General features: G+C 63.5%; 21 protein-coding genes and 1 pseudogene. 13 read left to right on the forward strand and 9 right to left on the reverse strand.

The features are described 5' to 3' along the window. Positions 1-174, reverse strand: a 174-nt coding sequence (locus ENZ74_RS02765; protein ID WP_206522252.1) for a phosphonate C-P lyase system protein PhnH, incomplete at its 3' end; no start/stop codon positions are given. Next, positions 174-635: a phosphonate C-P lyase system protein PhnG gene (gene phnG, locus ENZ74_RS02770; RefSeq protein WP_063170338.1), complete on the reverse strand. Its 462-nt coding sequence runs from the start codon at positions 633-635 to the stop codon at positions 174-176. The genes ENZ74_RS02765 and phnG, both read right to left, overlap by 1 nt. Positions 636-767: 132 nt before the next feature. Between phnG and phnF the strand changes: the two genes are divergently transcribed. Continuing rightward, positions 768-1,517 (forward strand): phosphonate metabolism transcriptional regulator PhnF, encoded by a 750-nt coding sequence (gene phnF, locus ENZ74_RS02775; protein ID WP_063170337.1) that lies wholly within the window; start codon positions 768-770, stop codon positions 1,515-1,517. 77 nt (positions 1,518-1,594) lie between these two features. Here the strand turns inward: phnF and ENZ74_RS02780 are convergent, their stop codons facing one another. The 6 genes from ENZ74_RS02780 to ENZ74_RS02805 all read right to left on the reverse strand — a co-directional run bounded on the left by ENZ74_RS02780 (position 1,595) and on the right by ENZ74_RS02805 (position 9,237). Next, on the reverse strand, positions 1,595-2,614 hold the full coding sequence (locus tag ENZ74_RS02780; RefSeq protein ID WP_063169032.1) for a zinc-binding alcohol dehydrogenase family protein: 1,020 nt from the start codon (positions 2,612-2,614) through the stop codon (positions 1,595-1,597). 66 nt (positions 2,615-2,680) lie between these two features. Continuing rightward, on the reverse strand, positions 2,681-3,646 hold the full coding sequence (locus ENZ74_RS02785; RefSeq protein WP_013529527.1) for an ABC transporter permease: 966 nt from the start codon (positions 3,644-3,646) through the stop codon (positions 2,681-2,683). Further along, a complete protein-coding gene (locus tag ENZ74_RS02790; RefSeq protein WP_063169031.1) occupies positions 3,643-5,196 on the reverse strand; it encodes a sugar ABC transporter ATP-binding protein in 1,554 nt (517 codons plus the stop codon). The genes ENZ74_RS02785 and ENZ74_RS02790 overlap by 4 nt, the downstream gene beginning before the upstream one ends. A 183-nt stretch (positions 5,197-5,379) precedes the next feature. Continuing rightward, positions 5,380-6,372 (reverse strand): ABC transporter substrate-binding protein, encoded by a 993-nt coding sequence (locus tag ENZ74_RS02795; protein WP_063169030.1) that lies wholly within the window; start codon positions 6,370-6,372, stop codon positions 5,380-5,382. A gap of 300 nt (positions 6,373-6,672) precedes the next feature. Beyond that, the gene (locus ENZ74_RS02800; RefSeq protein WP_063169029.1) at positions 6,673-7,671 is read right to left on the reverse strand and encodes an aldo/keto reductase; all 999 of its coding nucleotides are present in this window, start codon (positions 7,669-7,671) and stop codon (positions 6,673-6,675) included. A gap of 60 nt (positions 7,672-7,731) precedes the next feature. After that, positions 7,732-9,237, reverse strand: coding sequence for an altronate dehydratase family protein (locus tag ENZ74_RS02805; protein WP_013529531.1), 1,506 nt, complete (start codon positions 9,235-9,237; stop codon positions 7,732-7,734). 229 nt (positions 9,238-9,466) lie between these two features. Here ENZ74_RS02805 and ENZ74_RS02810 point away from each other — a divergent pair, with 229 nt between their 5' ends. The 6 genes from ENZ74_RS02810 to gndA all read left to right on the forward strand — a co-directional run bounded on the left by ENZ74_RS02810 (position 9,467) and on the right by gndA (position 15,385). Beyond that, entirely contained in the window at positions 9,467-10,369 is a 903-nt protein-coding gene (locus tag ENZ74_RS02810; RefSeq protein WP_013529532.1) for a GntR family transcriptional regulator, read from the forward strand. Positions 10,370-10,563: 194 nt separating this feature from the next. Beyond that, complete coding sequence (locus ENZ74_RS02815; RefSeq protein WP_063169028.1) at positions 10,564-10,920, forward strand: DUF2946 family protein; 357 nt, start codon at positions 10,564-10,566, stop codon at positions 10,918-10,920. Between the two features lie 97 nt (positions 10,921-11,017). After that, on the forward strand, positions 11,018-11,557 hold the full coding sequence (locus tag ENZ74_RS02820) for a copper chaperone PCu(A)C (RefSeq protein WP_063169027.1): 540 nt from the start codon (positions 11,018-11,020) through the stop codon (positions 11,555-11,557). Positions 11,558-11,598: 41 nt separating this feature from the next. After that, entirely contained in the window at positions 11,599-12,117 is a 519-nt protein-coding gene (locus tag ENZ74_RS02825) for a YcnI family protein (RefSeq protein WP_013529535.1), read from the forward strand. A 54-nt stretch (positions 12,118-12,171) separates the two neighbouring features. After that, positions 12,172-13,809 (forward strand): copper resistance CopC/CopD family protein, encoded by a 1,638-nt coding sequence (locus ENZ74_RS02830; protein ID WP_063169026.1) that lies wholly within the window; start codon positions 12,172-12,174, stop codon positions 13,807-13,809. 148 nt (positions 13,810-13,957) lie between these two features. Then, on the forward strand, positions 13,958-15,385 hold the full coding sequence (gene gndA / locus ENZ74_RS02835) for an NADP-dependent phosphogluconate dehydrogenase (RefSeq protein ID WP_127312658.1): 1,428 nt from the start codon (positions 13,958-13,960) through the stop codon (positions 15,383-15,385). A 17-nt stretch (positions 15,386-15,402) separates the two neighbouring features. On the opposite strand, the gene ENZ74_RS02840 is transcribed toward gndA, so the two are convergent. Beyond that, entirely contained in the window at positions 15,403-16,458 is a 1,056-nt protein-coding gene (locus ENZ74_RS02840) for a LacI family DNA-binding transcriptional regulator (protein ID WP_063169024.1), read from the reverse strand. A 152-nt stretch (positions 16,459-16,610) separates the two neighbouring features. On the opposite strand from ENZ74_RS02840, the gene ENZ74_RS02845 reads away from it, so the two are divergent. The 6 genes and pseudogenes from ENZ74_RS02845 to ENZ74_RS02870 form a co-directional block, all read left to right on the forward strand. Beyond that, positions 16,611-16,835: a hypothetical protein gene (locus ENZ74_RS02845; RefSeq protein ID WP_127224157.1), complete on the forward strand. Its 225-nt coding sequence runs from the start codon at positions 16,611-16,613 to the stop codon at positions 16,833-16,835. Between the two features lie 26 nt (positions 16,836-16,861). After that, positions 16,862-18,100: an ABC transporter substrate-binding protein gene (locus ENZ74_RS02850; RefSeq protein ID WP_063169023.1), complete on the forward strand. Its 1,239-nt coding sequence runs from the start codon at positions 16,862-16,864 to the stop codon at positions 18,098-18,100. Between the two features lie 81 nt (positions 18,101-18,181). After that, positions 18,182-19,069: a sugar ABC transporter permease gene (locus tag ENZ74_RS02855; protein WP_024504415.1), complete on the forward strand. Its 888-nt coding sequence runs from the start codon at positions 18,182-18,184 to the stop codon at positions 19,067-19,069. A gap of 2 nt (positions 19,070-19,071) precedes the next feature. Next, positions 19,072-20,004 carry a carbohydrate ABC transporter permease gene (locus tag ENZ74_RS02860; protein WP_024504414.1) on the forward strand — a complete coding sequence of 311 codons (933 nt, stop codon included), beginning with the start codon at positions 19,072-19,074 and terminating at the stop codon, positions 20,002-20,004. Positions 20,005-20,009: 5 nt separating this feature from the next. Continuing rightward, positions 20,010-21,107 (forward strand): sn-glycerol-3-phosphate ABC transporter ATP-binding protein UgpC, encoded by a 1,098-nt coding sequence (ugpC, locus tag ENZ74_RS02865; RefSeq protein WP_027161308.1) that lies wholly within the window; start codon positions 20,010-20,012, stop codon positions 21,105-21,107. A gap of 53 nt (positions 21,108-21,160) precedes the next feature. Then, a pseudogene (locus tag ENZ74_RS02870) lies at positions 21,161-21,432 on the forward strand (sugar phosphate isomerase/epimerase); the annotation flags it as partial.

Consider the following 21,432-nt stretch of genomic DNA (forward strand, 5'->3'; position numbering starts at 1 on the left):
GAGTGCGATGGCGACGGCGGTAGCCGAGAGCGGCACCGGCGGGCGGGCGAAGGCCGGCAGCGGTTGCACGCTGCCCGGCCGAGCCATTGCGTCCATCACGGCGCGGAACACGGTCTGGGCGTTGAAGACCGGATCGGCGAACCCGCCCTCGATCGATTGCGCTGCAATGTCCATCAGTCTTCTCCGCGAACCATGGTGAAGAAATCGACCTTCGTTGCCGCCGTCTCGGCGCGGCGTTTTTCGTGCGCCAAGGTCAGAGCCGACCGCAGAGGCGCTATCAGTCCGGTCTCGACCTCATTGCGGCGGGCAGGGTCCTGCCATAGGGCGTCGGCGATAGCCGCCAGCTTCGCCTTCTGCTTGTCGCGGCCAAGCGCATAGCAATGGCCGACCTGTCCGGTGGGTAGCCTGACCGTGGCGCGGGTGACGGTCGCCTCGCCGACATTGAAAGGGGCGCCGCCGCCGCCGATGCGGCCGCGCAGGGTGACAAGGCCGGTTTCGGGGCCGCGCAACAGCTCGGCGTCCGAAGGCAGTCCGGCCTCATTCCAGAGCCGTACGATGTCATCGCCGCTGGATTGCGTAAGGGTTGCCATGGCGGCTTTGCGCTCGGCCTGGTCGCGGGCTTCCTGTCCTCGCATCAGCAGCATTCCTCTTTGTTAATTTGTCTATTGATGTAGACAACTATACAAATTATATCTATTATCTAACGCGTGTCCATGACGGGTGGATGACAGCGATAGAAGACTGGGCGCTGGAAGGTTGGGGCAATGATGGTCGGGCGGCTGTTAGCGGACAGCATCGAGCGGCGCAGTGGCGTTTCGCTGTGGCGGCAGATCGCCGACAAGATCCTACATGCGATCGCCATCGGCGATTTCACGGAGAATGCAGCGCTGCCGCCGGAGGTGGCGCTGGCAGAACGCTATGGCGTCAACCGTCACACGGTGCGCAACGCCATATCAGCCCTTGTAAGGGAAGGCGTGCTGCGGGCCGAGCAGGGGCGCGGCACCTTCGTACTGTCGCGCAAGCGGCTGTCCTATCCGATCGGGGCGCGCACACGTTTTTCGACAGGGCTGCAAGGGCAAACGACGGAACGGCACATCGTCCTGCTCGCCTCGTCGGTCGAGCCGGCCAGCCAGCGCGTCGCCGAGGGACTGGGTCTTCCCAAGGGAGCCGATGTGATCCGGTTGGAAACGCGCGGCGAAGCCGACGGACGGCCGGTGTCGCGCGCTGCCGGCTGGTTCGAGGCCCGGCGCTTTGCCGGCATCGATGCCGCGATGGGGGAAACAGGCTCGATCACCGCATCGCTGGCGCGGTTCGGCATAGACGACTATCTCAGGCAATCGACCGTGCTGTCGGCGCGCCATGCCGATGCGGCGGACCTTGCCGACCTCGACCTGCAGCCGGGCGCCATCGTGCTGGTCACGGTTGCCGTCAACGTCACGCCGGACGGCCAGCCGATCCAGTTTTCCGAGTCGCGCTTTCCGGCCGAACGGGTGGAGCTGAAGCTGTCGGCGCTGTAGGGAGTGCCCGGCCCAGCTCGGCCGCATTCACTTGCCAGCGGCGGCGCATTTGAGGACCGGCTTCGCCGCCTGCCATGTTATAACCCCACCTCGATCACAGCCTTGATCAGGCCGGATTTCTCATGCGCCCAACGAGCCAGATCGCGCGGCGTGGCGGCGAGTGTGGTGCGGTGTGTGACGAGCTTGGCCAGTGGTACGGCCCCGTTGCGGATCGAGGCGGCGACATGGTCGAAGTCGGCGCGCAGCGCGTTGCGGCTGCCGATCAGCGTCATCTCGCGCTTGTGGAATTCCGGATCGGAAAAGCTGATGTCGTCCTTGACGACGGAGACCAGCACCAGCGTTCCGCCATGCGCGACATGGGCGAAGGCCGACTGCACCGACTGGGTGTTGCCGGTGGCGTCGAAGACCACATCGAAGCCTTCGCCTGATGTCGCTTCCCTGATCAGATCGGGCACCGCGCCGCGCGAGCCGTCTAGGGTCTGGAAACCAAGCTCGTTTCCAGCGAAGGCGAGCCTTTCACTGCTCATGTCGAGCAGCGTCACGTCGAGCCCGGCGATGCGGGCGAAGATGGCGGTGCCGAGCCCGATCGGGCCGGCGCCGATGACCAGCGTGTGGGCGCCGGGGTCGGCGCGGGCGCGCCGCACGGCATGCGCGCCGATGGCCAGGAACTCGACGGCAGCGGCGTCGGCCAGCGAAAGGCCGTTGGCCGGATAGAGATTTTGCGCCGGCACCAGGATGCGTTCGCACATGGCGCCGTCGCGATGCACGCCAAGCACCTCGATCCTGACACAGCAATTGGGCTTGCCGTGCCGGCAGGCGATGCACTTGCCGCAGGAAAGATAGGGGTTGACGACGACGGGCTCACCAATGGCCAGTTCGACGCCTTCGCCGGTCTCCATCACGGTACCCGAGACCTCATGACCCATGATGCGGGGATAGGCGAGGAACGGGTGCTTGCCCTCGAAAATGTGGTAGTCGGTGCCGCAGATGCCGACATGGCTGACCGCCACCAGCGCCCAGCCGGGAGGCGGTGCCTCGGGTGCGGGCCGGTCTTCAAGGACAAGATCGCCGGGCGAACGGCAGAGGACGGCTTTCATGCGCTAATCCAGTCATGAAATCGCCGGCCCGTTGGTGTGGCGGACCGGCGGTTGATTGCGGGGTCGCTACTTGCCGCGGCGGCGCAGGCCGTCGAAGTAGACGATGATGATGATCAGCGCGCCGGTGATGATGCGCTGCCAGAACGAATTGACGTTGAGCAGGTTGGCGCCGTTGTTGATGGTGGCCAGGATGAAGGCGCCGAGCAGCGGCCCATGCACCGAGCCGACGGCGCCGAACAGCGAGGTGCCGCCGATGACCGACGACGCGATCGCCTGCAGTTCCCAGCCCTCGGCCTGCGTCGGGTTGCCGATGCCGATGCGGGCGGCCAGCAGCACGCCGACAAAGGCGGCGCACAGGCCCGACAGCGTGTAGGCCATGTAGATGGTGCGCTGGACATTGACGCCGGACAGGCGCGAGGCCTCGGCGTTGGAGCCGACCGAAAACAGGTATCTGCCCCAGCGGCTGTGGTGCAGGAAGATATAGGCCGGAATGCCGACCAGGATCACCATCCAGAACAGGTTGGGGATGCCGATGAAGGAATTGCGCGAGAAGGCGGTGAAGGTGTCGCTGTTGATGTTGATCGAATTGCCGTTGGTCATCAAAAGGCCGATGCCGCGCAGCGAGGTCAACGTCGCCAGCGTGATGATGAAGGGCGGCAGGCCCATCTTGACGATACCGAAGCCGTGGAACATGCCGATGGCGACACCGACCAGCAGCGTCACCAGAATGGCGAGCCAGATGGGGAAGCCGGCATTGATCATCATGGCCACGACCACGGTGGCGAAGCCGACCACGGCGCCGACCGACAGATCGATGCCGCCGGTGATGATGACGAAGGTCTGGCCGACCGCCATGATGGCGATCATCGAGCCCTGGCGCAGGAGATTGGCTATGTTGTTGGCCGAGGCGAAGCTCGTCGTCGTCACGGAGAGGAGGATCCAGAGCAGAACCAGCAGCGCCAATAGCGTCAGCCCGAACAGGACATTATAGTTGCGCTTCGGTTTTTCGACGGCGATCGCCTCGGTGCTCATATCTGTCCTCCCAACTTTTCTTGTTTCTCGGCGAGCGCCTGAGTGAGAATATCCTCGTGGCTGGCGGCGTGAAAACCGTGCGTCGCCACCAGTTTGCCGCGCCGGAACACATGCAGCGTATCGGCGAGTTCATAGACTTCCGGCAGATAGGACGAGATCAGGATGATGCCGGCGCCCTTTGACAAAAGCGCGCCGAACAGGCGGTAGATCTCGGCCTTGGTGCCGACATCGACGCCGACGGTCGGTTCGTCGAAGATGAACAGCTTGGCGCCGTGCGCCAGCCATTTGCCGATGACGATCTTCTGCTGGTTGCCGCCCGACAGGCTGGATGCCAGCGCGCCACGTGTCGGTGTCTTGATGCGCAGATCGGCGATCTGGCGATCGGCCTGCGTCTTCTCCTGCGTGCTCGAAATCAGCAGATTGTTCGAGATGCGCTTGTAGATCGGCAGGTTGAGGTTGAAGCCGACCGGCAGGTTGAGGCAGAGGCCCTGGTCGCGGCGGCTCTCCGGCGCCAGCGCCATGCCGAGCTTGATCGCGTCATGTTCGGAATTGACCTGTACCTCCTTGCCTTCCCAGAGGATCTGGCCGGCGGATTTGCGGTGGCGGCCGTAGAGCGTGGTGACGAACTCGCTGCGTCCGGCGCCGATCAGCCCATAGAGTCCGACGATCTCGCCGGCGCGGACCGTCATCGAGACATTTTCGAAGCCCTTGCCGGACAGGTTTTTCGCCTCGATGATGGCGGCGCCCGGCGTGAAATGCTCCTTGTGATAGACCTGCTCGATCGAGCGGTTGATCATCATCTTGACCAGTTCGGCATCGTTGGTCTCTGCGATGTTGCGGGTGCCGACCAGCGTGCCGTCGCGCAGCACGGATACCCGGTCGGCGAGTTCGAACACTTCCTCCATGCGGTGGCTGATGTAGATGATCGTCACGCCTTCGCCCTTCAGACGGCGGATCAGCGTGAAGAGCTGGTCGGCCTCCTTGCGGGTGAGGTAGGCGGTCGGCTCGTCGAAGATCAGGAATTTGGTGCCGCGCACGGTGGCGCGGGCGGCGGCTATCAGCTGCTGCTGGCCGATGGTCAGGTCGCCGAGCGTGACATGCGCCGGCAGGTCGAAGCCTAGGTCGTCGATGATCGTCTGCGCCTGCCTGACCATGGCGCGCTGCTGCAGGATGCCGAAGCGCGAATTCTCCTCGCCGAGGAACATGTTGGCGGCGACCGTCAGGTGACGGCACAGCACGACTTCCTGGTGCACGGCATTGATGCCGAGCGCCATCGCCTCGTGCGGCGTCGCCAGGGCGGCCGCCTGGCCCTCCCAGACAATCTCTCCGGAGGTGCGCGGCATGACGCCGGTCAGAAGCTTGATGAGCGTGGATTTGCCGGCGCCGTTTTCGCCGACGATGGCGTGGATCTCACCGGACTTGAAGGCGAGATCGACCGGTTTCAGCGCGTGGGTGCCGGGATAGCGCTTCTCCAGGCCACGCAATTCGAGGATAGTCCGCCCCTGTTCCAGAACGGGTGCGGGATGCAGTTCCTGCGCCGTCGAAATCATGACAATCCTCCCAGATTGGCCTCCCGGATTGGCTTCCCAGGCTGGCCTCACGATTGGCACGCGGCGAGGCAGGGATATGCCTCGAAAACAGCCTGGCTCAGGCGTGCGGATTGCCAAGCCGTTCGTGCGGCAGTTTGTGTCTCCGGGGCGAGGTGCCCCGGAGACGATTGCGGATGCGACGGCTCAGAGCTTCGGATTGAGCAGCGCGTCGATCTTGGGATCTTTCATGTTGTCCTTGGTCACCAGATTGGCGCCGGTGTCGACATTGGCTTCGACCTTCTCGCCCTTGGAGGCGGCGAGCGCGGTCTTGATGCCGTCATAGCCCATCCGGTACGGATCCTGGACGACGAGGGCGGAAATGACGCCGTCGTTGAGGAACTTGATCAGCTTCTCGTCGCTGTCGAAACCGACCAGCGCCAGCTTGCCGCCAAGGTTGTTTTCCGCGACGGCCTGGCCGACGCCCTGCGCCATGATCAGGTTGGAAGCGAAGATGCCCTTGAGGTTCGGGTTGGCGGTGATCAGGTCGGTGGCGATGTTGAGGCCGGTGGTGGCCTGGCCGTCGGCATATTTGTCGGCAACCAGCTTGAGGCCCGGATATTTGGCGGCCAGCTGTTCGGTGAAGCCCTGCTTGCGCTGTTCGAGCGAGCCGGCGCCAGGTGCGTTGGTGATCAGGGCAACGTCGCCCTCGATCTTGCCGCCGTTGGCGGCGCCGATGGCAGCTGCGAGGCCGTCGGCAGCGACGCGGCCGCCCTGGACGTTGTCGGTGGTCAGGAACGAGGTGAAGGCCTTGGAGTCGGCACCGGAGTCGATGCCGATGACCTTGACCTTGGCAGCGGCTTCATCGATCGGCTTGCCGAGCGCCTTGAACTCGGTCGGCGCAATGACGATGGCCGCCGGGTTGCTGGCAACGGCGTTCTCGAGGATCGAGACCTGGCCGTTGACGTCGGTTTCAGCCTGGGCGCCGAGTTCCGGCACGTTGACGCCGAGATCCTTGCCGGCCTTGCGGGCGCCGGCCAGAACGATCTGCCAGTAGAAGGACGTGGTGTCCTTGACGATGATCGGAATGGTGACGTCCGCCGCCGAAACCGGCGCCGGATGCATGACGCCGGCGAGCATTGAAGCTGCTGCCAGCGCCATGACGGCGCGGCGGTTGAGAATGCTGGTCACGAATTTCATGAGGTTTCCTCCCTAAGTCGCCCGGTGAACGATACGGAAGCTCCGTTCGGATAGGCGCGGTCCCAAACAGAACTTTATCAATAAAAAACAGTTGCCCTGTTTTGATAGTGCATCGAACAGATCGATGCAAGCGGTGTTTGACCAGTCGTTGCGAGGTCTGGCAGAGGCAGATCCCCCGCCCTGTTCTCCCATTGGCGCCGTCACGCTTCCGTTCCGTTCTGGGAACGTATGGAATATTAATTCCACCAATTCGTCAATATGGAATATCCATTCCTCCATGTGCCGAAGGAACATGAAGTTTCACACCAGCTCCTGCACCAGCGTGTAGGGACGATATTTGGCGTATTCCGTTTCCGGTACGTCGATGTCGAGCAGCTCGAGGTTGCGCGTCAGATTTGCCAGCTTGGCGGTGCCGGTCAGTACGGTGGCGACGGCAGCTTCATGCAAGGGGAATTGGAACGCTGCGGCGGCGAGCGGATAGCCACCCTCGGCGGCGATCCTTTCCATTGCGCCGACGCGGTCGAGCACGTCATGGCTGGCGGGGCGGTAGTCGAAATGTGCGCCTTGCACCGGGCCGGTCGCCAGGATGCCGGAGTTGAACACGCCGCCAATGACCAAGGAGGTCTGCTGTGCCCGGCATAGCGGCAGCAACTCCGCTTCGGCACTGCGGTCGAGCAGGGAATAGCGGCTGGCAAGCAGGATGCAGTCGAGCGGCGCCCGGCGCATCACGTCCAGGCAGATCTGCACCTCGTTGACGCCAAGCCCATAGGCAGAAATGACGCCAGTCCGTTTCAGCTCTTCGAGTGCCTTGAGGCCGCCATCCATCAGGTCGCGAAAATGCAGCTTGGTCTTCTCGATACCATGGGTGTAGGCGCCGATGTCGTGGACAAACAGGATGTCTATCCTGTTTAGGCCAAGCCGCGCATAGCTGAACTCGACCGACCGCATAATGCCGTCATAGGAATAGTCGTAGTCGAGCGCGAAGGGCAGCGGATCGACATAGGAGTGATCGGGAACCTGATCGTCCGGCACCGGGCGAAACAGCCGGCCGACCTTGGTCGACAGCACATAGGAATCGCGCGGCTTGTAACGCAGGAAGTCGCCGAAGCGGCGCTCCGACAGTCCGAAACCGTAGAAGGGTGCGGTGTCGAAATAGCGCAGGTCGGCATCCCAGGCGCCCTGCAGCGTCTCCATCGCCGCTTCGCGCGAACAGGCGCGGTAAAGGCCGCCAAGTGCGGCGCCGCCGAAACTGACTTCGGTGACCTCCAGAGCTGTCCGACCGATACGGCGTTTTTCCATGCAAAACCTCCCCGTTGCCCGCCGCTGACCGGCGCGCCGTCTATTTTATATCAGTAAAATCTAAAGTGTTGCGCCCAGATGCCAGGGCACGAACTCGTTGTCGCCGTAGCCGAAGTCCTCGCTCTTGGTCTTGCGGCCGGAAGCCGTTTCGACGATCAGTTCGAAGATCTCGCGGCCCATGCCGGCGATGGTCTTTTCACCCGAGGCGATGACGCCGCAATTGACGTCCATGTCCTCTTCCATCTGGTGGTACATGGTCGAGTTGGTGGCGACCTTGATCGACGGCGTCGGACGGCAGCCGAAGCAGGAGCCGCGGCCGGTGGTGAAGACGATGACGTTGGCGCCGCCCGCCACCTGGCCGGTCGCCGAAACCGGGTCGTAGCCAGGCGTATCCATGAACACCAGGCCACTGCCGGTGACTTTTTCGGCGTAACCGAAGACGCCGTTGAGCGGCGTCTGGCCGCCCTTGGCGACCGCACCGAGGGACTTCTCCAGGATGGTGGTGAGGCCGCCGCGCTTGTTGCCGGGCGAGGGATTGTTGTCGATCGAGGCGCCATGCTTGGCGACGTGGTCCTCCCACCACTTCACGAAGCCGTCGAGCTTCTGCGCGATCTCCGGCGTTGCCGCGCGGTAGGCAAGCAGATGCTCGGCGCCGTAGATTTCCGTGGTCTCGGAGAGGATGCCGATACCGCCAACGCCGGCCAGGATGTCGACAGCCGCGCCCAGCGCCGGATTGGCCGTGATACCCGACATGCCGTCGGAGCCGCCGCATTGCAGGCCGACGACGATCTCGCTGACCGGGATCGGCTCACGCTTCAACTGGCCGACTTCCTCGGCGATCTCGGCCAGCACGCCCATCGCTTTTTCCACCGATTTGCGCGACCCGCCGGCGTCCTGGATGTTGAAATGGCGCTTGCCGGCAGCGACGCCCTTCTGGCCGTAGAGGGTGAGCTGGTTGACCTCGCAGCCGAGGCCGACCATCAGCACGCCGCCGAAATTCGGGTGGCGGGCATAGCCGGCAAGCGTGCGGTGCAGCACCATCATGCCGTCGCCGGTGCCGCTCATGCCGCAGCCCTGGCCGTGCACGATCGGCACGAAGCCGTCGATGCCGGGGTATTTCGGCAACAGCGTGCGGTTGGCGGTATCGGCGATGGAATGGCAGACGGTGGCCGAGCAATTGACGCTGGCGACGATGCCGATGAAGTTGCGCGTGCCGGCGCGGCCATCGGCGCGGCGATAGCCCATGAAGGTGCGGGCGCGGTCGGCCTCCGTCGCGTGCTCGGCCTCGCTCGGCGGCACGACCGGCAAGCGGCCGGATTCGAAAACCAGATTGTGCGAATGCACGTGCTCGCCGGCTGCGATGTCCTGTGTCGCGCGACCGATCGCCTGGGCGTATTTCACCACGGCCTCGCCGGCGGCGATCGGCTTGATCGCCACCTTGTGGCCGGGCTCGATCAGCGCACTGGCGACGGCACCGCCCGGCAGCGCGGTGCCGATCTCGATGCGGCCGTTGGCGACGGCGACATTGTCGGCGGGGGACAGAAGAATGCAGTTGGAGGCGTTCACGGGCGGTTTCCTGGGTGATCCTGGGTTGCGCGGGGCGGATTGACACGCGCCTGTTTAGAGATATTGTCTTTTATCGTGAAAAAACAGTTTTGCGTCAATTGTTTTTTCGTGGGGAGTTCCGCATGTCTCCGGGTTGTTCCGGGAAGCAATTTCGCTTCTCAGAGCCATGCGAACGTCATATTGCGCTTCAAACCGTCCGCTGCAAGCGACGGCGTGCAACGGGTCAGGGATGTCGAAGAGCAACAACGTCTACAAGGATGCCTACAACCGCTGCCTGCGGCTGCTCGACGAAACGCGCAGCCTGCCTTCGGAGCCGGAACTGGGCACCTTGCTTGGCGTCAGCCGGACCACGGTGCGCACCATTCTCGCGCGCATGGAAGAGACCGGGCTGATCGCCTGGAACAAGCGCGCCAAGACGGTGCTGCGCGAACCGCTTCCCGATGATTTCTTCCCCGAGGAAGAGACAGACACGCTGGCCGAGATCATCGAACGGTCGTTCATGCGTCGGCTGCTCGCCGGCGGCGCCGAAGCCGGCATGCAGATCAACGAACTCGAACTGGCGCGCGAGATCGGCGTCGGCACCACCAGCGTGCGCGAGTTCCTGATCCGCTTCTCCCGCTTCGGCCTGATCGAGAAACGTCGCAACAGTCATTGGGTGCTGAAGGGCTTTACGCGCGCTTTCGCGCTGGAGCTGACCGAAATCCGCGAGATGTTCGAACTGCGCTCGGCGGCCGCCTTTGCCGCTTTACCGCAGGACAGCGCAGTCTGGACCGATCTCGACCGCCTGGAAGACGAGCATCGCCAGCTGGCAAACGACATAGCCGCCCGCTTCACCGAGTTCTCCGAACTCGACGAGCGCTTCCACCGGCTGATCCACCGGGCATCGCGCAATCGCTTCATCGTCGATTTCTACGATGTCATCGCCATGATCTTCCACTACCATTACCAGTGGAACAAGGCGCAGGAACGCGAGCGCAACGAAGTCGCGATCGGTGAGCATCTGGTCTACATAGAAGCGCTGAAATCACGCGATCTCGGCAAGGTCGACGCCGCTTGCCGCAAGCATTTGAAGTCGGCGCGCCAGACATTGCTGACCTCGATCCCGGAGAGCCGGTCGCTGCAAAAACACTGAGCCGCATCGCGGCTCGGAGCCCTGTTTCATGCATGTTGTCCCAAAACCGCTATACACTTCTGGGCGACATGCCTTGGGCCTGCCGCGTTGCCGCCGCGGCGATTTGGCGATTTTCCACCCGCCGGCCCCGTGCTAGATATGGTTGGTTGCTGCGAAGAGGCAGGGCTTTGGGCGTATCGAGGAGACGATGGAGCATGCCGGTCGCGCTTGTCGCGGCCTATCTGCTGTTGCTCCAGTCGACGCTTGGTGCATTCGCCTTCGGCGCCGGTCCCAATGCATCGCAACTCGACGCTTTTGGCAACGTCATCTGTACCCATGAAGGCGCAACCCAGCTTCCGGGCGGCAACCAGCCGCCGTCCCATCTGCCGGCATGCTGCGTGCTCGGCTGCAGCATGGTTTCGGCGGCCTTTGCGCCGCCGCCCAATGCCGGTCTGGCGCCGGGCAGCCTTTCCTTTGAAACGGTCGCCTTTGTCTTCCCGGCGGCCATCCATCTCGACTTTGCGCGTGAGCGCTCGCCGTCGAACCCGCGCGCGCCGCCGCTGACGGCCTGAGCCTGTTTGCCCGGCGGAACCTTTCGTGGGCGTACCCATCCAAAGATCTAACTGCTCGCGACCGGCAACGGCGCGACCTTCACTTCATGGAGCAACCATGTCCTATTTTTTCCCTGACGCCGCGCGTCCTGAGCCGGGCAGCATTCTACGCGGCATCGAAGAGCGTGTCGGCATTGCCGTGCTGGCTCTTGCGCTGCTGTTCACAGGCGCCCAGTCCGTCCTCGCGCATGAGTTCAAGGTTGGCGATCTTGAGATCGGCCACCCCTGGTCGCGCGCCACGCCGGCCGGCGCCAAAGTGGCCGGCGGTTATTTCACCATCACCAACAAGGGCAGTGCGCCGGATCGGCTGGTGTCGATTTCCTCCGATGTCTCCGAAAAGGCCGAGCTGCATGAGATGGGCGTCAAGGACGGCGTCATGACCATGCGGCCGGTTGCCGGCGGCCTGGAAATTCCGGCCGGCGGCAAGGTAGCCCTTGCACCTGGCGGCTATCATTTGATGTTCATGGGCCTGAAGCGGCAACCCAAACAGGGCGAAAAGTTCTCCGCCACCCTGACCTTCGAAAAGGCCGGCGCCGTCAGCGTCGATTTCGCCGTCGAAGGCATGGGCGGCGGCGCCGTGGACGATCACGCCAATTGACCGCGCCAGCTCGACAAATCTTGAAAATCCGAGGGACCATCATGAACAAATATCTTTTGTCGGCCGGCGCACTTCTCGCGCTCGGAACCAGCGCCGCCTTCGCGCATATCACGTTCGAAACCCAGGAGGCGGCGGTCGGCTCGACCTACAAGGCCGTTTTGCGCGTGCCGCATGGCTGCGACGGCAAGGCGACGACCGCCGTGCGCGTGCAGATTCCGGAAGGGGTGATCGCGATCAAGCCGATGCCGAAGCCCGGCTGGACGCTGCAGACCAAGAAGGGCAAGTACGAGAAATCCTACCAGCTCTACGGTCAGGCGGTGACCGATGGGGTCAAGGAGGTCGACTGGAGCGGCGGCAACCTGCCCGATGAATTCTATGACGAGTTCGTTTTCCGCGCGACGCTGACGGCGGATCTCCCCGTCGGCCAAAAACTCTATTTCCCGGTCGTGCAGGAATGCGACGGTGCAGCCGATCGCTGGATCGAGATTCCAGCGGCAGGGCAGGATGAAGACGCACTGGAAAGCCCGGCACCCGGCATCAAGCTGCTGCCGAAGAAATGATCTCCCAGGCGGCGCGCTCTTTCGAGTGCGCCGCTCTTTTTTCGTGGCGGTGACATGAGCACGACCTCCCTCCTGCAAACGGCTTGCATGACCGGCAAACGCACCGGCCGGCTTGCCGTCGGCCTGTTGGCTGTGATCGTGTTTCTTGCCAGCCTTGCCGTGTCAGATCAGGCCTTTGCCCATGCCGCGCTGATCAAGACCGACCCGGCCGACGGCGCGGTGCTGGCACAGGGACCGGCGCAGTTCTCGCTGACCTTCAGCGAGCCGGTCTCGCCTCTGGTGCTGACGCTGGTGAAGCCCGACGGCAAGCCGGTTCCACTGACCGCCTTTCGTCTCAGCGACCAGACCGTCGAGATCGACAATCCGCAGCCGCTCAAGTCGGGCACGCATGTCTTGAGCTGGCGCGTCATCTCCGCAGACGGTCATCCCGTCGGCGGATCGCTGCTGTTTTCCATCGGAGCGCCCAGCGAACCGCCGGCCGTATCCGAAACCGTCGACTGGCCGTTGCGGTCGGCTATCTGGGCGGGCAAAATCTTTCTCTACGTCGGCCTCTTCCTCGGCGTTGGCGGCGCCTTCGCGCTTGCCTGGTTGGCCGGAAGTGCCCGTGCCGGGCAACGCTTCGTTGCAGCTGCAATCCTGAGCGGGCTGGTCGCGTCGTCCCTGTCGCTCGGATTGCAGGGGCTTGATGCACTCGGGGCGCCGCTCTCCCATCTGGCACAATCGGTCATCTGGCGGACCGGGCTCGGCACCAGCTTCGGCTGGACGGTGCTGGTCGCGCTGATCGCGCTGGGGCTTGGCCTGCTGTCGCTGGCCGGTCCCCGTGCCACCGCCAAGCCATTGGCGCTGGCCGGCCTGGCCGGGGTGGGGATTGCCCTTGCCGCCAGCGGCCATGCCAGTGCCGCCGAACCGCAATGGCTGACGCGGCCGATGGTGTTCCTGCATGGCGTCTGCATCGCGTCGTGGGTCGGCGCATTGGTCCCACTCGGGCTGGCGCTCAAGGGGCAATCGGCGGAGGCCACGCCATTCCTGCGGCGATTTTCTTGGGCGATCCTGCCCGTGGTGGCCGTGCTTGCCGCTGCCGGCACCGTGCTTGCCGTCATCCAGGTGCAAACGCCCGCGGCATTGGTCGACACCGCCTATGGAAGGCTGCTGCTGATCAAGCTCGGGCTGCTGGTCTTTCTGTTCACGCTCGCTGCCGTCAACCGCTGGAAACTCACGGCATCGGCCGAGGCGGGATCGACGGAAGTTCAACGCAGGCTGGTCCGCTCGATCGGCGTCGAGATGTTGATCGTGTTGGCGATTTTCGGCGTTGCCGCGGGCTGGCGCTTCACACCGCCGCCACGAGCCCTGGCGATCGCGGCAGCGCAACCGGTGTCGGTCCATATCCACGCGCTGCAAGCGATGGCCGATCTCAACATCACTCCAGGCCATGCCGGCCCGGTCGTTGCCTCGATGGTCATCATGAGCGGCGATTTCGGCCCGCTCGACGCCAAGGAGGTAACGCTTGTGCTGTCAAAGCCCGATTCCGGCATCGAGCCCTTGAAGCGCGCGGCAACCAAGCCCGGCGACGGCAGCTGGCGCGTCGACAACCTCGTCATTCCGCTGCCCGGCCGGTGGACGGTGCGCATCGACATACTGGTCTCGGATTTTCAGATGGTGAAGATCGAGGCGCCCGTCGACATCAGGCCGTAGGCGGGACTGCCAGGTACCTCTACACGGGCACGACCGACAATCCGGGCAACACAATTCGGCGAGGCGGTTGACGCAGGCGTCAAGGCCCGTCAATCATCGCCCGCAAAATCGCGGTCTCAACAAACGATCCGAGAGCAGGGAAGAAACGATGGAAAAAGCCGAAATCGGCCTGATCGGCCTTGGCACGATGGGCTCCAACCTGGCGCTCAACATCGCCGAGCACGGGCACCGCATCGCTGTCTTCAACCGCACCAGGGCGCGCACCGATGCCTTTGTCGAGAATGCCGGCGCACTCAGGGACATGGTCGTGCCCTGCTACAGCCTTGAAGAGCTCGCCGCCGCGATCCGGCCGCCGCGCCCGATCATCATCATGGTGCTGGCCGGCAAGCCGGTCGACGAACAGATCGCGGCACTGCGTGGCGTGCTGTCGGCCAACGACATCGTCATCGATGCCGGCAACGCCAATTTCCGCGACACGATGCGGCGCTTCTCCGAGCTTTCCGGTTCGGGTCTCACCTTCATCGGCATGGGCGTGTCCGGCGGCGAGGAGGGGGCACGCCACGGGCCGTCGATCATGGTCGGCGGCACGGAGGACTCATGGAAGCGCGTCGAGAAGGTGCTGACGGCGATCTCCGCCAAATTCAAGGACGAACCCTGCGCGGCATGGCTCGGCACCGACGGCGCCGGACATTTCGTCAAGACCATCCACAACGGCATCGAATATGCCGACATGCAGATGATCGCGGAGATCTACGGCATCCTGCGCGACGGCCTGGGCATGGGCCCGAAAGAGATCGGCACGGTGTTTGCCAACTGGAACAAGGGCCGGCTCAACTCCTACCTGATCGAGATCACCGCCAAGGTGCTGGCCGCCGACGATCCGAAGACCGGCAAACCGGTGGTCGACATCATCCTCGACCGCGCCGGCCAGAAGGGCACCGGCAAATGGTCGGTCATCGAGGCGCAGCAGCTCGGCATCCCGGCCACCGCGATCGAGGCGGCGGTGGCGGCGCGCGTTCTGTCGTCGATCAAGGACGAGCGGCTGGCGGCGGAAAAGGCCTATGGCAACATCGGCGTGACGAAGATTTCCGGTGACAAGGACGCCTTGCTGAAAGATCTGGAACTGGCGCTGTTCGCCGGCAAGATCGCCGCCTACGCCCAAGGTTTTGCGGTGATGGACGGCGCGTCGAAGGAATTCAACTGGAACCTGCCGATGCCGACCATCGCCAGGATCTGGCGCGCCGTCTGCATCATCCGCTCGCAGATGCTCGACACCATGGCGGAAGCCTTCAGCAAGGGCGGCGCCTCGACCAACCTTCTGATGGCGCCGGCCTTCATCTCGCTGATGCAGGAAGCGCATCCGTCGCTGCGCCGCATCGTGGCGAGGGCTTCGGAGGCCGGCTCGCCGGTTCCGGCGCTGTCTTCCGCACTTGCCTATTTCGACAGCTATCGCCAGGGCCGCGGCACCTCGAACCTGATCCAGGCGCAACGCGACTTCTTCGGCGCGCACGGCTTCGAGCGTATCGACGACAAAGGCGCGTTCCATGGGCCGTGGGGAAGCGGTGCGGCTGGCTGACAAGCCGGCCCAAGAGCCTAAACGGAAACCGGGGGTCTGAACGCCTGAACCTCGCTGGTGGCGACCAGGCGCTGCAGCGAGCCGGGTGCGGCGCCGCCGATCCAGCCGAGCACGGAGCGGGCGAGATCGGAGCCGGCCAGGCGGAAGTTCTCGTTGACGACGAGCAATTCCGGCCGGAACAGGTGCAACAGGTCCGACGACTGCTTGGACACGACATCGACGTCGCGGCCAAGTTTGAGGCCGGCATCTTCGATGCCGGCGACGATAGCCAGTGTCGCGGCGGCAGCGCTGCTGACGAAGCCGTCCGGCCTGTTCTCGCGGCGCATCACCTGCGCGGTCCTGGTCCTGATCTGCTCGATCGTGTGATCGATGGAAACGGTGTTGAACGGAATTTCGCTGGCGCCGACCTCGCTCAGCGCATCGGCAAAGCCGTTCAGCGTGTGGCCATAATAGGTCAGCCCGGGTGGCGGCGACAGAAGCGCCAGCTTGCGCCTGCCCATGCTCGCCAGGCGGCGCACGGCTTCCATCGCGAATACATGGTTGTCGAAGTCATGGTAGGGGTGGACCAGGCCCATGTCGGTGCGGCCATGCGTGGCAAAGGGCATGCCGTGCTCGAGCATGTAGCGGGCGCGTGGATCGTTCGGTTGGGTGCGCGAGATGATGACGCCATCGGCCGAGCCGGTCTCGACGAGATAGCGGATCGGCTCCATCGGATCCTGCGAGCGGGAATAAGGCGTGACGATCAGGTGATAGGGCGTTTCGGCGAGCACTTCCGAAACGCCGTAGATGATGTCCGAGACGAAGCTCATGATCTCGCGGTCGGTGTTGAGCACGAGGCTGATGACATTGGTCCTGCCGGTGCGCAGACGCACGCCGGCGCGGTTCGGCCGGTAGCCGATCTGCTTGGCGACGAGTTGGACGCGGCGCCTGGTTTCGGCGCCGATTTCCGGGGCATCCTTCAAGGCGCGTGACACGGTGGTGACGCCGAGCCCGGTCATGAAGGCAAGCGTCTTCAACGTCGGCCGTCCCTGTGCCGAGTTCTCCCCGTTCTTGTCCGTACGCTGTCTGTCCATTCGTCCCGCCCGTCAGGCGCATAGCAGCCGCGGGCCATGTCGGCAATCGCCGTCATAGCGATACGATATGCGTCCCAGCCCCGGCAAAGCGTCAATATACTGAAACGTTACAGATTGCCAGTATCGAGATGTATGTCCTCGTCACGAGGTGGATGGTTCTTTTTGCGAAACGCATTGGGATTCCAGGAGAAATCGCCCTGCCGCCGCCTTTTGCCCGTATCAGGCGGCATTTCGGTGTTTGCGCCGCAGCAAACCATGCTGCAGTGCATGAGAAGCGCGATCATTCAGGCGGATTTGTTCGCGGCCCGAAAAAATATCGAGGGCGCTTCGTTGATGGGTTGCACAGCCCGCGCAATTGCCGTATCGAAAATCTGTAACGTTTCAGATTCTGGGAGGAGCCGAAATGCGATACAGATTTTTGACCGCTGCCCTGGCGGCGACGGCTGCACTGCAATTTGCCGGCCAGGCGGCCGCGACGGACCTGGAAGTCACCCATTGGTGGACTTCAGGCGGCGAGGCCGCGGCGGTTGCGGAACTTGCCAAGGCATTCGATGCGACCGGCAACCACTGGGTGGACGGCGCCATTGCCGGCTCCGGCGGCACGGCGCGGCCGATCATGATCAGCCGCATCACCGGTGGCGATCCGATGGGCGCCACGCAGTTCAACCACGGCCGGCAGGCGGAAGAGTTGGTGCAGGCCGGCCTGATGCGCGACCTCACCGACGTCGCCACCAAGGGCAAGTGGACTGATGTCGTGCGGCCGAAGAGCCTGCTCGACGGCTGCACCATCGACGGCAAGATCTATTGCGTGCCCGTCAACATCCATTCCTGGCAGTGGCTGTGGCTGTCCAACGAAGCCTTCGCGAAGGCCGGCGTGCCGTTGCCGAAGGACTGGAATGAATTCGTGGCGGCAGCGCCGGCACTGGAGAAGGCCGGCATCATCCCGCTCGCCGTCGGCGGGCAAGCCTGGCAATCCTCCGGTGCCTTCGACGTGCTGCTTGCGGCTGTGGGCGGCACGGACACGTTCCTCAAGGTCTACAAGGACAAGGATGCCAAGTTCGCCGCCGGGCCCGAAGTCGCCAAGGTCTTCAAGGCCGCGGACGATGCCCGCAAGATGGCGAAGGACACCAATGTGCAGGACTGGAACCAGGCGACCAACCTGGTCATCACCGGCAAGGCGGGTGGCCAGATCATGGGCGACTGGGCACAGGGCGAGTTCCAGGTTGCCGGCAAGACCGCCGGCAAGGACTATACCTGCCTGCCGGGCCTTGGGCTGAACGAGGTCATAGCCACGGGCGGCGACGCCTTCTACTTCCCGCTGCTCAAGGATGCCGACAAGAGCAAGGCGCAGGAGGTGCTGGCCGAGACGCTGCTCGATCCCAAGACGCAGGTTGCCTTCAATCTGAAGAAGGGTTCCCTGCCGGTGCGCGGCGACGTCGATCTCAACGCGGCGAACGACTGCATGAAGAAAGGCCTCGCCATCCTCGCCAAGGGCGCCGTCATTCCATGGACGGACCAACTGCTTTCGCAGGACACCCAGAAGCAGAAGGAAGACCTTTTCGCCGAATTCTTCGCCAAGCCGGAATTGACCGTCGAAGACGCACAGAAGCGCTTCGCCGACCTCATCGCTTCGGCGGACTGACGCTGGCGGCAAGCCACCTCGCTCCCGGCCTTGCGAATGCAGGGCCGGGAATGCACCGCCCTTACCCAGCCGGCTGACGAGATGAGCAAGAGCGAACGCCCCAACCTTCTGTTCCGCAACCTCAATGCGAAGGTCGCCTCGATCCCGATGATCCTCACCGCCATGGTGGTTTTCGTCGGCGGCACCGTTTGGACGGTGCTCTATTCCTTCACCAATTCGAAGCTCTTGCCGCGGCTGAATTTCGTCGGGCTCGACCAATATTACCGGCTGTGGGCGACGCCGCGCTGGCTGATCTCGATCGAGAACCTGCTGATCTACGGCGCGATCTCGCTGGTGTTCTCGCTGGTCATCGGCTTCCTGCTTGCAGCACTGCTCGATCAGAAGATCCGCTTCGAGGACACGTTGCGCACCATCTTCCTCTATCCTTTCGCGCTCTCCTTCATCGTCACCGGCCTGGTCTGGCAGTGGCTGCTCAATCCGGATTTCGGCATCCAGCATGTGGTCCGTGACTTAGGCTGGACGAGCTTCAGCTTCGACCCGCTCTACAATTCCAGCATCGTCATCTACGGCATATCGATCGCGGCGCTGTGGCAAGGCACAGGGCTCATCATGTGCCTGATGCTGGCTGGCCTGCGCGGCATTGACGAGGACATCTGGAAGGCGGCGCGGGTGGATGGGATCCCGATGTGGAAGACCTATCTGTTCATCGTCATCCCGATGATGCGGCCGGTCTTCATCACCACGCTCGTCATCATCGCTGCCGGCATCGTCAAGGTCTATGACCTCGTCGTGGCCCAGACCAGCGGCGGCCCAGGCATCGCCTCCGAAGTGCCGGCCAAATACGTCTACGACTATATGTTCTTCGCCCAGAACCTCGGCCAGGGCTTTGCTGCCTCGACCATGATGCTGCTCTCGGTGGTGATCGTCATCGTGCCCTGGGCCTATCTCGAGTTCGGGCGGCGCAAATGAGCATGGCAGACATCACCGCTCAAGCAAGCACCGCCGCCGGCGCGCGCCAGGGCATCACCGATCCCTACGGCCCGAAGCCGCGCCGCGTGATTTCGCGCCGCAACGTCTTCCTATACGGCACATTGTTCGTCATGGCGGTCTACTACCTCTTGCCGCTCTACGTCATGGTCGTCACCTCGCTCAAGGGCATGCCGGAGATCCGGCTCGGCAACATCTTCTCACCGCCGCTCGAGATCACTTTCGAACCGTGGGTCAAAGCGTGGTCGACTGCCTGCACCGGCCTTAACTGCGACGGGCTCTCGCGCGGCTTCTGGAATTCGGTGCGCATCACCGTGCCGTCAGTGCTGCTGTCGATCGCCATCGCCTCGGTGAACGGTTATGCACTGGCCAATTGGCGCTTCAAGGGCGCCGATACGTTCTTCATCATCCTGATCGTCGGCGCCTTCATTCCCTACCAGGTGATGATCTATCCGATCGTCATCATCCTGCGCGAGATCGGCCTCTATGGCAGCCTCAGCGGGCTGGTGATCGTCCATTCCATTTTCGGCATGCCGATCCTGACGCTGCTGTTCCGCAATTATTTCTCCTCGATGCCGGAGGAGCTGTTCCGGGCGGCACGTGTCGACGGTGCCGGCTTCTGGGGCATCTTCCTGCGCATCATGCTGCCGATGTCGCTGCCGATCTTCGTCGTCGCCATCATCCTGCAGGTGACCGGCATCTGGAACGACTTCCTGTTCGGCGTCGTCTACACCCGCCCCGACACCTATCCGATGACGGTGCAGCTCAACAACATCGTCAATTCGGTGCAAGGCGTGAAGGAGTACAACGTCAATATGGCCGCAACCATCCTGACCGGGCTTGTGCCGCTCATCGTCTACTTCATCTCCGGCAAGCTTTTCGTACGTGGCATCGCCGCCGGCGCGGTGAAGGGGTGATGGCGATGACGGCAGCCAACGATACCAGCGTTTCGATCCAGGACCTGTCGCTGAATTTCGGCGCGGTGACCGTCCTGGAGACGCTCAATCTGGATGTCGCCGATGGCGAGTTCATCGTGCTGCTCGGGCCGTCCGGCTGCGGCAAGTCGACCTTGCTCAACTGCATTGCCGGCCTGCTCGACGTTTCCGAAGGCCGCATCTTCATCAAGGGCAAGAACGTCACCTGGGAAGAGCCCAAGGACCGCGGCATTGGCATGGTGTTCCAGTCCTATGCGCTCTATCCGCAAATGACGGTGGAGAAGAACCTGTCCTTCGGGCTGCGTGTCGCCGGCACGCCAAAAGAAGAGATCGCCAAGCGGATCACGCGGGCGGCTGAAATCCTGCAGATCGAACCGCTGCTGCAGCGTAAGCCGGCCGCACTTTCCGGCGGCCAGCGCCAGCGCGTCGCCATCGGACGGGCGCTGGTGCGCGATGTCGACGTGTTCCTGTTCGACGAGCCGCTGTCCAATCTCGACGCCAAGCTGCGCGCCGAACTGCGCGTCGAGATCAAGCTGCTGCATCGCAAGCTGCAGAACACCATGATCTACGTCACCCACGACCAGATCGAGGCGATGACGCTGGCCGACCGCATCGCGGTGATGAAGGGCGGCGTCATCCAGCAACTCGATGCGCCGCAGACCATCTACAACCGTCCGGTCAACCGCTTCGTCGCCGGCTTTCTCGGTTCGCCCGCAATGAACTTCGTCGATGGCCACCTGGAAGACGCCGACGGCGGCTGGCGGTTCGCGGCCGGGGATATCAAGATCCCGCTCGGCACTTACGACTTTGCCAAGCCTCCGGCTCCCGGCCCCGTCACATTCGGTATCAGGCCCGAGCATGTCAGCCTGAACAGCGGCACCGGCTGGCCGTTCTCGATGGCCGCCAATGTCGAGGTGGTCGAACCCATGGGCTCCGACACGCTGGTCTGGCTGAAGCTTGCCCAGCAGAATTTCAGCGTCCGAGTGACCTCGGAACGCACGCCCAAGAACGACGAGGCGGTGACGCTTGGATTCGATCCGATGCGCGCCTCGCTTTTCGACACCGCAACCGGCACACGCATCTAGCTTCCGAGAACCAACCTTCCAACGACGATCCCCAAGCAAAACGGACAGAGACGATGAATTGGTCATTCCAACTTTACAGCGCCCGCAATTTCCAACCCTGGGACGGTGTGCTCGCCATGCTCGGCAAGCTCGGCTACGCCCAGGTCGAAGGTTTCGGCGGCGTCTATGATGATCCCCAGGCATTCCGCGCCGAGCTCGACAGGAACGGGCTTGCCATGCCGACTGGGCATTTCTCGATCGACGCGCTCGAGAACGATTTTGACGGCGTGCGCAGAACCGCCGACGCACTCGGTATCACGCTGCTCATCTGTCCTTTCCTGATGCC

Origin of the sequence: Mesorhizobium sp. M7A.F.Ca.CA.002.15.2.1, assembly GCF_003998715.1 — a bacterium.
GTDB lineage: Bacteria > Pseudomonadota > Alphaproteobacteria > Rhizobiales > Rhizobiaceae > Mesorhizobium > Mesorhizobium ciceri.